This window comes from Hyphomonas sediminis (assembly GCF_019679475.1).
Lineage (GTDB): Bacteria > Pseudomonadota > Alphaproteobacteria > Caulobacterales > Hyphomonadaceae > Hyphomonas > Hyphomonas sediminis.
The window spans coordinates 2,736,051-2,747,908 of the sequence record NZ_JAIEZP010000001.1; the positions used below are offsets into that span (position 1 = coordinate 2,736,051).

11 protein-coding genes are annotated in these 11,858 nt (G+C 60.3%); 3 read left to right on the plus strand and 8 right to left on the minus strand.

The genetic code is table 11. The features are described 5' to 3' along the window. Positions 1 to 22 precede the first annotated feature (22 nt). From metH to K1X12_RS13485, 5 genes are read right to left on the minus strand one after another with little or no spacing between them, the layout of a single operon-like run. Positions 23 to 2,665 (minus strand): methionine synthase, encoded by a 2,643-nt coding sequence (metH, locus tag K1X12_RS13465; protein WP_220988079.1) that lies wholly within the window; start codon positions 2,663 to 2,665, stop codon positions 23 to 25. Further along, complete coding sequence (locus K1X12_RS13470) at positions 2,662 to 3,090, minus strand: gamma-glutamylcyclotransferase family protein (protein ID WP_220988080.1); 429 nt, start codon at positions 3,088 to 3,090, stop codon at positions 2,662 to 2,664. Before K1X12_RS13470 ends, metH begins: the two co-directional genes overlap by 4 nt. Beyond that, positions 3,087 to 4,145, minus strand: coding sequence for a homocysteine S-methyltransferase family protein (locus K1X12_RS13475; RefSeq protein ID WP_220988081.1), 1,059 nt, complete (start codon positions 4,143 to 4,145; stop codon positions 3,087 to 3,089). Before K1X12_RS13475 ends, K1X12_RS13470 begins: the two co-directional genes overlap by 4 nt. Positions 4,146 to 4,148: 3 nt before the next feature. Then, positions 4,149 to 5,057 (minus strand): methylenetetrahydrofolate reductase [NAD(P)H], encoded by a 909-nt coding sequence (gene metF / locus K1X12_RS13480; RefSeq protein ID WP_369426127.1) that lies wholly within the window; start codon positions 5,055 to 5,057, stop codon positions 4,149 to 4,151. Next, positions 5,054 to 6,031 carry an ArsR/SmtB family transcription factor gene (locus K1X12_RS13485; RefSeq protein ID WP_220988082.1) on the minus strand — a complete coding sequence of 326 codons (978 nt, stop codon included), beginning with the start codon at positions 6,029 to 6,031 and terminating at the stop codon, positions 5,054 to 5,056. The genes metF and K1X12_RS13485 overlap by 4 nt, the downstream gene beginning before the upstream one ends. A gap of 289 nt (positions 6,032 to 6,320) precedes the next feature. On the opposite strand from K1X12_RS13485, the gene K1X12_RS13490 reads away from it, so the two are divergent. After that, entirely contained in the window at positions 6,321 to 7,145 is an 825-nt protein-coding gene (locus tag K1X12_RS13490) for an MlaA family lipoprotein (RefSeq protein WP_220988083.1), read from the plus strand. After that, entirely contained in the window at positions 7,142 to 7,768 is a 627-nt protein-coding gene (locus K1X12_RS13495) for an MlaC/ttg2D family ABC transporter substrate-binding protein (RefSeq protein WP_220988084.1), read from the plus strand. Before K1X12_RS13490 ends, K1X12_RS13495 begins: the two co-directional genes overlap by 4 nt. A gap of 84 nt (positions 7,769 to 7,852) precedes the next feature. On the opposite strand, the gene K1X12_RS13500 is transcribed toward K1X12_RS13495, so the two are convergent. The 3 genes from K1X12_RS13500 to K1X12_RS13510 form a co-directional block, all read right to left on the minus strand. Next, a complete protein-coding gene (locus K1X12_RS13500) occupies positions 7,853 to 9,475 on the minus strand; it encodes an AbgT family transporter (protein ID WP_220988085.1) in 1,623 nt (540 codons plus the stop codon). A gap of 201 nt (positions 9,476 to 9,676) precedes the next feature. Beyond that, positions 9,677 to 10,042, minus strand: a complete 366-nt coding sequence (locus K1X12_RS13505; protein ID WP_220988086.1) for a hypothetical protein — start codon at positions 10,040 to 10,042, stop codon at positions 9,677 to 9,679. 387 nt (positions 10,043 to 10,429) lie between these two features. Beyond that, the gene (locus K1X12_RS13510; RefSeq protein ID WP_220988087.1) at positions 10,430 to 11,041 is read right to left on the minus strand and encodes a glutathione S-transferase family protein; all 612 of its coding nucleotides are present in this window, start codon (positions 11,039 to 11,041) and stop codon (positions 10,430 to 10,432) included. Positions 11,042 to 11,154: 113 nt separating this feature from the next. Between K1X12_RS13510 and K1X12_RS13515 the strand changes: the two genes are divergently transcribed. Next, positions 11,155 to 11,847 (plus strand): helix-turn-helix transcriptional regulator, encoded by a 693-nt coding sequence (locus K1X12_RS13515; protein WP_220988088.1) that lies wholly within the window; start codon positions 11,155 to 11,157, stop codon positions 11,845 to 11,847. The last annotated feature ends 11 nt before the right edge of the window (positions 11,848 to 11,858 follow it).

Genomic DNA, 11,858 nt, shown 5'->3' on the forward strand with positions numbered 1-11,858 from the left:
GGCCCGCTCCACAGTGTCGAAATCAGGCGACCGCGTCCGAAACAGCAAACGGGTCGTAGGAGAGGATCGGCGCCAGCCAGCGCTCGGCCATCCGCACTTCCCAGCCCTTGCGCACTGCGTAGTCAGCCACCTGATCGCGGTCTATACGGCCGACTGCAAAGTAGACGGACTTGGGGTGCGACAGGTAGAGCCCCGAAACGCTCGAAGCAGGCGTCATCGCGTAGCTTGACGTAAGCTCCACACCGATCCGCTTATCCGCCTCCAACAGACGGAACAGCGTCGCCTTCTCCGTGTGATCGGGCTGGCAAGGATAACCGGGGGCAGGACGGATGCCCTGATACTTCTCTCCAACCAGCTCCTCATTGGAAAGCGACTCGTCAGGCACATAGGCCCACAGCTCCTTGCGGACCTTTTCGTGCATGTATTCGGCCATAGCCTCAGCGAAACGGTCGGCCAGCGCCTTCACCATGATCGAAGAATAATCATCGCCTTTCGCCGCAAATTTCTTGGCGATCTCTTCAGCCTCCGGTCCTGCCGTTACGCAAAAGCCTCCGATCCAGTCTTCACCTTCCGGCGCCACGAAATCGGCAAGCGCAAAGTTTGGCTGGCCATTATCCTTCATCATCTGCTGGCGCAGCGTGAGGAACGTTTCGCCATTGGCGAGCTTCACATCATCTTCGGATGAGTTGGCTTTCCAAAAGCCGATCACCGCCTTCGGATTCAACCAGGCTTCCCCGATCAGTTGTTGCAGCATCACCTGCGTATCCCGCCACAGGCTGGAGGCCGCCTCTCCAACAATCTTGTCTTCAAGAATTGCCGGATAACGCCCCGCCAGATCCCATGCCGAGAAATACGGCGTCCAGTCGATATAACGTGCGAGCGTTCCCAGATCGATATCCTCGAACGTCCGCACACCCTCATATGTCGGCTTGGGCGGCACGTAGGACTTCCAGTCAAATTGCAGCTTCGCCGCACGCGCATCTGCAATCGGCAGGCGCGGCTTGGGCGGGCCATCCTTGCGGCTTTCACGCATCCGCTCATAACGGGCGCGAACTTCATTCAGGAACACCGGGCGATCATCATCGTTCAGCAGCGTGCCGACAACACCCACCGCGCGGCTGGCGTCCACCACATGCACAACCGGAGCGGAGCGAATGGCCGGTTCGATCTTCACTGCCGTATGCGCCGCGCTGGTTGTCGCCCCTCCGATAAGGAGCGGCTGAACCATGCCCCGGCGCTGCATCTCGGCGGCAACATAAACCATCTCATCCAGTGACGGCGTAATGAGGCCGGAGAGGCCGATAATGTCGGCCTTTTCCGTCACCGCCGTATCGAGAATTTTCTCAGCCGACACCATGACGCCAAGATCGACAATTTCATACCCGTTGCAGGCCAGCACGACGCCAACAATGTTCTTGCCAATGTCGTGCACGTCGCCCTTCACCGTCGCGAGGATGACCTTGCCGTTGGACTTTCTCTCAAGGCCCAGCGTGCGCTTTTCTTCTTCCATGAAGGGTTCGAGATAAGCGACCGCCTGTTTCATCACGCGCGCTGATTTGACCACCTGGGGCAGGAACATCTTGCCGGAGCCGAACAGGTCTCCGACGACATTCATGCCCGACATCAACGGGCCTTCGATAACGTGCAGCGGACGCTCGACCCCTGCGCGCGCTTCTTCTGTATCGACATCAATGAATTCAGTAATGCCGTGCACCAGCGCGTGCTGCAGGCGCTTCTCAACACTCAATTCGCGCCAGGAGAGATCCTTCTGCTGGACCTTTCCTTTTTGCCCCTTGAAGCGTTCGGCAAGTTCCACGAGCCTGTCCGTCGCATCCGCCCGGCGGTTCAGGATAACATCCTCCACCGCGTCGCGCAGCTCGGGCTCAATATCGTCGTAAATATCGAGCTGGCCAGCGTTCACGATACCCATGTCCATGCCCGCTGGAATGGCGTAGTATAGGAACACTGAGTGCATGGCCCGGCGTACGGGCTCATTGCCGCGGAACGAGAAGGACACGTTCGAGAGACCGCCGGAGATATGGCACCCCGGGCAGGTTTCCCGAATGATCTTCGCGGCCTCAATGAAATCCAATGCGTAGGTGTTGTGCTCTTCAATCCCGGTCGCAACGGCGAAGATGTTCGGATCGAAAATGATGTCCTCGGGCGGGAAGCCGACTTCTTCCGTCAGGATACGGTAGGCTCTCTGGCAGATTTCGATCTTGCGGGTCGCGGTATCGGCCTGCCCCACCTCATCGAACGCCATCACCACGACGGCCGCGCCATAGGAGAGACAGGCTTCCGCCTGCTCACGAAACTTTTCTTCGCCCTCTTTCATCGAGATCGAATTGACGATTGCCTTGCCCTGCACGCATTTCAGGCCAGCTTCGATCACTTCCCACTTCGAAGAGTCGATCATCACCGGAACGCGCGCAATATCCGGCTCCGCGGCGATCAGGTTCAGGTAGGTGGTCATGGCCTGAACGCCGTCGAGCATCCCCTCGTCCATGTTCACATCGATAACCTGCGCGCCATTCTCCACCTGCTGGCGCGCCACGTCGACGGCATCGGCGTAGCGCCCCTCGGTGACCATCTTCCGGAACACGGCCGATCCGGTCACGTTCGTACGTTCGCCAACGTTGATGAATGTTGCTCTTGCTTCGGTCACTTGCGGGCCTTTCCGCGGTCCAGCGGCCAGTTTCCATCCTCAAGTGCGGAGAAACCGTCCGTCTTCTGATTGTAAATGTAAACCCAGGCGTCTTCGCCCGTCACCTGCCCTTGATCATCCAGCACGGGCAACCGCATTCGTTGATAGAGCGATGTTGCCGGATCATCGGTCACATCTTCAAATTCGTCCATCGCTGGCGCGATGCTGGCATCCCTGATGCGCCAGCGCACCCCATGGCAGAGCGCGTCGCCGCTCACGACACCCGGAAAGCCACCAAGGTCCGGCATCCGCCCCCGGAACCGGCACGGCCCGAGGAAATCCCCAGCCACATCGAGCCCCAGTTCATTGGGCGCGCCCGCTGCGCCCTGCTTGAGCAATCCATAAAAGATAAACAGATCGCCCGCCTTGACTTCTCCGTTGGTCACGATCGCACCGTAAATGGCTCAAGCCCGGCAAGGCGCATCGCCGGTTCAATCTCCGGCACCTTGCGCGGCGAAGACTGCCTCACCGCGTTTGCGATTGCCGCAATATGTCCGGGCGATGTTCCGCAGCATCCGCCCAGAACATTCACAAGGCCGCTGTCGGCCCATTCGCGCAGGTGCGCCGCTGTCTGGTCTGGCGTTTCATCATACTCGCCAAACGCATTCGGCAGACCGGCATTCGGATAGGCGATCACGCGCGTATCTGCGACCCGCGAGATCGACGCGACGTGCTGACGCATCAGATCCGCGCCGAGCGCGCAGTTGAGGCCAATGGCCCAAGGCCGTGCATGGCGCACCGAATTCCAGAACGCCTCGGCCGTCTGCCCACTGAGCGTGCGCCCGGATGCATCGGTAATTGTTCCGGAAATGATGATTGGCCGCGCGATCCCTTTATCGCGCTTCAGGTCGAGCAGTGCCTTAATCGCGGCCTTGGCATTCAGCGTGTCGAACACCGTCTCGATCAGGAAAACATCCACGAACGGCGCCATCTCTTCGGCCTGCTCGTAATACGCGCTGCGCACCTCATCGAACGTCACATCTCGGTAGCCCGGATCATTCACGTTCGGGCTCAGCGACAGCGTCTTGTTCGTCGGCCCGATGGCGCCCATCACGCCAATTGGGCGGCCAAGCTCTGCTTCAGCTTTGTCAGCTGCTTCCCTGGCAATCCGCGCGCCCTCCCGGGCAATTTCAGCAGCCAACTCTTCCATCTTGTAGTCCGCCATTGCAATGACGGTCGCGGAGAAGGTGTTGGTTTCCAGAAAGTCCGCCCCCGCATCGATATATTTGCGATGGATTGCCGCGATCACGTCCGGTCGCGTCAGGTTGAGCAGGTCGTTGTTGCCTTTCAGCGGAATGGGCCAGTCGCCAAAACGCTCCCCCCGGAAGTCTTCCTCGGTGAGCTTGTATGTCTGGATTTGCGTGCCCATCGCGCCGTCGAGCACGAGAATGCGCTCATTGGCCAATGCTTCAAGCGCCTGGAAACGTTCATTCGTGTTCATGGCTCAGACTGCCTTTGCAGGTTGGGGGCTAAGGCCCAGCAGGCGACAGGTGGAAAGCGCCAGCCCAGCCCGATTCAGCGTATAGAAGTGAAAGTCCTCGACGCCCTGTGCCTGCAGCTTCCGGCAGAGATCGGCAGCGACATTTGCAGTCACCAGGTCGCGGGTCTCTTCATCCTCATCAAGACCATCATACAGGGTGTGCAGCCACGCCGGGATCGTCGCGCCGCAAAGCCCGGCGATGCGCTTGAGCCCATTGAAGTTCGGCTGCAACATGATGCCCGGAACCACAGGAATGGTCACGCCGCCGGCGCGCGCTTTCTCGAGGAATGTCAAATACACTTCCGGTTCGAAGAAAAACTGAGTGATGGCACGGTCTGCGCCTGCATCCTGCTTGGCCTTCAGGAATGCAATTTCGGCGTCCCAACCACGGCTCTCCGGATGAAGTTCAGGATAGCAGGAAACCGAAATCTCGAAGCATTTGCCCAACTCTGGTCGGTGTTCCCTCAGCCCACGGATAAGATCGACGGAATCTGCAAAGCCGCCGGGATGGGCCTCAAACTTTGCCCCCATTCCCGCAGGCGGGTCCCCGCGCAACGCTACGATATGTTTCACGCCCGCCTGCCAATAGCTTTCAGCAACGGCAAGCACTTCTTCCTTCGTTGCCGATACACAGGTCAGGTGGGCCGCGGGTTTGAGTTCCGTTTCGGCTACGATACGGCGAACGGTGTCATGGGTGCGTTCACGCGTAGATCCGCCGGCGCCATAAGTGACAGAAACAAACTCCGGCGCCATCGGCTCCAGCCGTTTGATGGTGTCCCACAGGCGCGCATTCATCGCGTCGGATTTGGGCGGAAAGAACTCGAACGACACGCGCACCGGCGGTATCGTCAACGGGGCTTGCAAACCGGTCACGCGGCTTTCTCCCGGATGGAGGCGGGCTTCAGCGCGCGCCAGATGTTTACGGTAAGGCCAGGCGCACCGTTTTCCGGTGGCGCAAAGCTGCGAGGTTGTTCCAGGCTGAGGCCCGCTTCTGTCGCCCAGTTGGCGAGCGCATCATGGCGCACGCCAAGGCGGTGATGCCCATGCTCGGTACGCAGGAATTCCAGATCGTGGGGCGCAAAATCGATCACCAGCAGCCGCCCACCCGGCGCCAGGACACGTGCCGCTTCGAGGATCGCGTCGGCCGGCGTGTCCAGGAAGTGAAGCACCTGATGGATGACAACAATATCCGCACTGGCATCTTCAAACGGAACTGACGTGACATTGCCAAACCGGACCCGGGCATTGCGCACCCCTGCGCCTTCTAGATTCGCCCGCGCGACGGTCAGCATACGATGGCTGAAGTCGATACCTTCCGCCTCCGTCACCAGCGGGGCAAACAAGGCAAGCATCCTGCCCGTTCCAGTGCCGAAATCTACCATCCGGCGGAATGGGCCATCCCCAGCAAGGTCCAGAAGCGCCGCCTCGATGGCCTCGTTCGGGTAGTGCAGAGACCGCACGGTATCCCAGGTTTCGGCAATGCTGGAGAAGTAGGCTTCTGCCGATGCAGCCCGGCCGGACATGACCGTGTGAAGTCGCTCCAAATCGGCTTCGATTTCCGGGACACCCGGCCCGAGGGACGCAAACAGCGCATCCAGCAGCTCTCGCCCCCGCCCTGTCTGGGCGGCGCGATAAAAAACAAACGCCCCCTCCGGTAAACGTTCGGCCAGCCCGGATTCGGAGAGAGATTTCAGGTGATGCGACAGGCGTGGCTGGCTCTGACCCAGTACCTGAACCAGTTCACCAACAGACAGATCCTGTTGTCGTAACAGGCTAAGTAGCCGCAACCGCGTGGGCTCGCCCGCGGCCCGCAACCGCTCCAGAAGTCCTTCGAATGCCTCGCTCATGCAAATCATATAAACGAACCTTTATATGATTTGCAATCCACCTTCGGAACCGTCCCTAAACCGGTTCGTTATCAAATGGAGCCATTATGGCACGAAAGACACGGTGCGGATCAATTCTTGGCAGAAGGTTGAATGCTCAAATGCGAAACTCCATCTCCCGACAACTGTATTCACGCCGCTTGTCATCATCCGTTGACTTAATTTGATTCTGAAAGCATATGCCACGTCAACAGCTGATGACTTACATCGCTTCTCCACCGAAAGCTGTTCCTAAGGATCGACTGAACGCATGAAAACCGCCCTCCCCGGTGCTGCGCTCCTCGCCATGACGCTTGCCGCCTGCGCCACCGCACCTGCGACAGGACCGACCGAAATTGCCGATCCGTATGAAGGCTTTAACCGCAAGATGTTTGCCTTCAACAATGGGCTGGACAAGTACGCCCTTTCCCCAGCGGCGACGGCCTACAAGACCGTCACGCCGGAATTTGCCCGCGATCGCGTGGCAGATTTCTTCTCCAACCTCAAAAACCCGGTCATCTTTGCCAATGATGTGCTCCAGGGCGAGGGGAACCGCGCCGGAACCACCTTCGCGCGGTTCGGAATCAATACGACGGTCGGCGTTCTCGGCTTGTGGGATGCAGCGTCCCACATGGGAATCGATGGTCACCGCGAAGATTTCGGCCAAACGCTTGCCGTATGGGGGGTCGAAAGCGGGCCCTATCTCGTCATGCCATTTCTTGGCCCCACCACGCCGCGCGATCTCGTCGGATTCGGCGTGGATCGGGCAATAGATCCCCTTTCCTACGTCCAGTATGACGACGATTGGGACACAGACCTCGCCATTCGTGGCGGCATGAATGTCGTGAATGGCCTGAATATACGCGTGCGGTTTGACGACCAGATCGACGCGCTCAATGCACAACCAGAGCCCTACATAGCCCTTAGACGGATTTATTCATCTTCGCGTCAGGCAGAGATCCTTAATGGAAAGGTCGACGAAGCGACCGCCTATGACGATCTCCCTGATTTCGACGCATTCGACGATTACGACGACGAAGTTCAGGAAAACGAAGAGGGAGTCGGGGCCGCCCCTGAAGAAGGAGTTTCACAGTGAAGCGTTTCATCCTCCCGGCCGCCATGGCCATAACCATCTCGCTCAGCGCGCTGCCCGCATTCGCTGACGCGAAGACTGAAGCCTATGTTAAAAAGAACGCCAACGAAGTGCTGGCGACGCTGAACAGCCCCAGCCTTTCCGCGCCGGAACGGACTGCAAAGTTCAGCGAATACATGGACCAGTTCGCTGATTTCGATGCGATTTCAAACTTCGTGATCGGCAAATACAGCCGCCGCTTTACCCCCGCCGAGCTGAAGACCTACCGCACAGCTTTCCGCAACTATGCGATGGCCGTGTACGAAAACGAACTCGACGCCTACCGCGGCGAAGCAGTGACCGTGAAGAACTCGGTGGATCGCTCCGCAACCGACTCGATCGTCAACACCGTGATCAAGCGTCAGGACGGCAAGGATATGGACGTGCGCTGGCGCGTTCAGGGCAAGGAAGGCGATTATCAGGTCGTTGACGTGGCCCTGAACCTCGACGGCAACCTGATCTGGCTCGCCATTGAACAGCGCGCCCAGTTCATCGCCCTGCTGGACCAGAATAACGGCTCGGCTGACGCGCTGATCAATAAGATCAACTCGATGACCGAGAATGTGAAGACCAAGAAGCGCAGCTGATTGCAGCCTGCAATTCCTTCTCAGATACAGGAACGCCCTGACCGTCGGTCAGGGCGTTTTCTTTTGACGTGAAATCCCGGCGGTTTACGGAATCGCAACGGCGTCCGGCAGTTCGAAACGCACCGAAGCCCCCGGACCAAGATCAATGCCAAGATAGAACCAGGCAACCGTGAGGATCACGCCCGACAGCAGCAGCCAGACCGAATAAGGCAGCATCAGTGCCGTGAGGCTGCCAAGGCCAAAGCCCTTCACCCAGCGCTGGGCAAAGATCAGGATCAGCGGGAAATACACCATGAGCGGCGTGATGATGTTGGTCGCGCCATCGCCCACGCGGTAGGCCGCCGTGGCGCCTTCTGGAGAGATACCGAGCAGCATAAGCATCGGCACAAGAACCGGCGCCATCAGCGCCCATTTGGCAGACGCCGAGCCGACGAACAGGTTCAGGAAACCAGTGAACAAAACCATCAGGCCAAGCACCACAGGCAGCGGCAGGCCGCTGGCCTCAATGGCGTTGGCGCCGTGAACGGCAGTGATGAAGCCAAGGTTCGACCAGCCGAACATCGCAACGAAGTGGGCCGCAGCGAATGCCAGGACGAGGTAATAGCCCATATCCTTCATGGCCTCGGCCATCATGGCGACGAGATCGCGGTGATTCTTGATGGTTCCGGCGGCTGCGCCATAGGCCCAGCCTGCGAACAGGAACATCAGAAAGAAGCCAGCGACCAGCGACTGGTAGAGCGGCGCCAGGGTGGCATGGATCGAGCAGTCACCCGCTTCGATTGTGCCAGGGGCACAGGCAGCTTCATTGATCAGGGGCGTGCCGGGACCAAAGGTCATGAACAGCCAGAGGCCAACAACGGCAAGCGAGGCCAGTCCGGCATAAGCGAGGCCTTTCTTCTGGCCGGCGTCCAGCGGCTTGTCTTCGTCGCCGAAATCCTTGGCCTGGGCTTCAGACGGGGTCCATTTGCCAAGACGCGGCTCGACGATCTTGTCGGTGACGAACCAGATGAGCGGCAGGTAGATCACCATCAGGACGGTGATGAAGAACCAGTTGCCCGCAATATTCACATGCAGGCCGTCGACGAGGCCGGAATTATCCACGGCTGTCTGGGTGATCCCAAAAAGCAGCGCGTCGAGCTGGCCGGGAGTGATGTTGGCGGAAAAACCGCCGGAAACACCGGCAAAAGCAGCAGCAATACCGGCAATCGGGTGGCGTCCGGCGGCGGCGAAGAGAATGCCGGCGAGCGGGATGAGCACCACATATCCTGCATCCGAAGCGTGGTTGGACAGCATCGCGATCAGCGCAACGACTGGCGTGAGCAGCGCTTTGGGGGCACCGCGAACGGCGGCACGCATGCCCGAAGAGAAGAGGCCGGAGCGCTCGGCCACCCCTGCCCCCATCATCACGACAAGCACATAGCCGAGCGGGTGGAAGTGGGTGAACGTGGCAGGCATCTGCACCCAGAGGCGCTGGATATTGTCGGGCGACAGGAGGCTGGCTGCTGTAACCACAACAGAAGTGCCGTCCTCGTTCAGCTGCGTCGGGTGGACGGCGGAAACGCCGAGCATGGCGCAGACAACCGAGATCAGGATCAGGATGCCGATCAGATAGAAGAACAGGAAAACCGGGTCAGGCAGTTTGTTGCCTGTTTTCTCGACAAAGCCGAGAAAACCTTTCTGTGTTGGCGCCACTTCCGTACCAGTCATTCGAACTCTCCCAGATTTCCCGGAAGGGACTGTGCGGATCGAGGCCCCGAAGGCAAGGATTTTCTGAGAATTTCACAGGCCAGCGCTGCTGGCCGGAACGCACGCTTTGGGGCGTGGCCGGCGGGGTGCGCTGCGAGATGGGAAAGAGTTGAGGGAGATCCCCGCCTTCGCGGGGATGAGCGGAGGTTGGTTGGCGGGCGCTTAGGACGTGTCGGGGGCGAGCCCGCTGATCCTTCGACTTCGCTCAGGATGAGCTTCGGGAGGTGGGGTGTTTGAGGCGTCCCCAAAACGACAGGAAAACGCCAACGGGGCCTGGGCGAGGTTCGTCGGGAGATCGGATTCCCAGACGGGATCGCTCCATTCCGGTTTCGTGAGCGCTGGTTTCTTGTAGGCGCGCCAATGGTCGCCGACGCTGACGATGTGGATGCGGCCCCATTTGGTGACGGCGATGAGGAGGGTGCGAAGCTCGACATCCTGCCGTTTGAAGATCGCGCGCAGTTGCAGCCAGAGGTACGGCCAGAAGACTGGCAATACATGGGCATAGAGGCGGGCGATCTGGGGTGTCATCCCTGGCAGTATAAGTCAGCCGGCGGAGGGGTGGATACGATTGCGGGTTGTGGTGTGGGGACGGGCGATGAGGGGTGGATAGGGGTGCCCGCTCTATCCTTCGACTTCGCTCAGGATGAGCTCCGAAATGCTGTGCCCAAGAAGCTCATCCTGAGCGAAGTCGAAGGATGGGTGGGCTTTGCTGGGTCCCGGTCTTCGCTTGCAGCGAAACCGGGATGACGGGCCCAGAGGGCGGAAGGCCCTCACCCCGGCCCTCTCCCAGAGGGAGAGGGGGGCGCGTTGTGTCTGGGGGCGTCGTTGTGGGTACAAACAGTGTCAGACAGTGACTTTTTGGGACTTTTCGGGGACGGCGCGGACCGATTTGTGCCCGGTCCGCGCCGCGTGATGTCAGGCGGCGGCCATGTGCCAGTTTTCGAGTTCCATGACTGTGGCCTGCCAGGGGAGGTCTGCGAGGCGGGCAAGCCAGTCATGGATCAGGGGGTCGTCCGGCGTCGATTCCTTGAACCAGAAGAAAGGCGAGGCGCAGAGGATGTCTGCCGCCGTGAGACGGTCGCCCATCAGCCACGGCCCCCGCTCCAGCGCGCGGCAGAGGCGATCGGTCAACTCCGGCATACCGCGATAGGTGGCGTGGAGAAGCGGGTGATCGATACCGGCATAGGCATGGAGGATGACAGGCTCCATCACGCCGGCATACCAGGTCATCCAGGAGAGGAAGCGGCCACGCTCCGGATCGCCCGCCGGGACGGTGTATTCCGCTGCCGGGAAGAGGTCTGCCAGGTAGAGCATGATGGCGGCGCTTTCCCAGATCTCGACGCCATCATGGATGAGCAGCGGCACCTTGCCTTCGGGATGGGGATTGAGGGGATCGCGCCCGCCTGAGCCATCCTGACGGGGGATGGAGACGATGCGGATGGTGACGCGGTCCGCAATGCCCATCGCATAGATGAGATCGAGAATGCGGGTCGAGCGGGAATGGGGGGAGTGATAGAGGATGAGCATTTGGGGGTTCCTTCACAGTCTCCCGAGCGCCGACTTGCCGGGCTCGGCATGGGGACACTATGGTGGCCCCCTCCTGACAGTTTTCGTCAGGAGGCTTTCTGTAAGGTCTGCCCATGGCCCGCACTGACCGTCTCTTCCGATTGCTGCACCTGATGCGCACCCTGCCCCAGCCTGTGACGGCGGCGCGGCTAGCGCAGGAGACTGAAGTTTCCGAACGGGCGATCTACCGCGACATTGGCGCGCTGAGGGCCGCCGGGGCGCGGATCGAGGGCGAGGCGGGCTATGGCTATGTGCTGGCCGAAGACCCGGCCCTGCCGCCGCAAAGCTTTACCCGGATCGAGATTGAAGCGCTGATGATTGGCCTGGCCGAGGCACGCAATTCCGGCGACCAGCAGATAGCCGAAGCGGCCCAGAAGGCGCTGGCCAAGGTAATCGCCACCCTGCCCGAGCGCCAGCAGCGCGAAGCGACGCATGCGGTGCATTTCGTGTTTCGGGGCAACCGGCGCGAGGTGCCCGCGCGCGACCTGGCGCTGATCCGCGCAGCGTGCTGGGAAGAAGAGGCGTTGCGCCTTTCCTATCGCGACGAGGCAGGCGCGGCGACAGAACGGATCGTCCTTCCCCTGACGATTCTCTACGCAGAGAAAGTGCTGGTGCTGCTGGCCTGGTGCCGCCTGCGCGATGACTGGCGCAGTTTTCGCATCGACCGGATCGCCGCGGCAGAGAAGACCGGGGAAAGCTTCCGGCCACGCCGGGTGGGCCTGCTGCGCGACTATATTGCGCGGATGGAGGCCCGGCGGGGGAACTGATCCCCCGCGCC

Bases quoted from the DNA above. Each gene is read 5' to 3' on its own strand.
- K1X12_RS13475 (WP_220988081.1), bottom strand. From the start codon at position 4,145: ATGAACACGAATGAACGTTTCCAGGCGCTTGAAGCATTGGCCAATGAG.
- K1X12_RS13515 (WP_220988088.1), top strand. From the start codon at position 11,155: ATGGCCCGCACTGACCGTCTCTTCCGATTGCTGCACCTGATGCGCACC.
- K1X12_RS13490 (WP_220988083.1), top strand. From the start codon at position 6,321: ATGAAAACCGCCCTCCCCGGTGCTGCGCTCCTCGCCATGACGCTTGCC.
- K1X12_RS13505 (WP_220988086.1), bottom strand. From the start codon at position 10,042: ATGACACCCCAGATCGCCCGCCTCTATGCCCATGTATTGCCAGTCTTC.
- K1X12_RS13485 (WP_220988082.1), bottom strand. From the start codon at position 6,031: ATGAGCGAGGCATTCGAAGGACTTCTGGAGCGGTTGCGGGCCGCGGGC.
- K1X12_RS13500 (WP_220988085.1), bottom strand. From the start codon at position 9,475: ATGACTGGTACGGAAGTGGCGCCAACACAGAAAGGTTTTCTCGGCTTT.
- K1X12_RS13510 (WP_220988087.1), bottom strand. From the start codon at position 11,041: ATGCTCATCCTCTATCACTCCCCCCATTCCCGCTCGACCCGCATTCTC.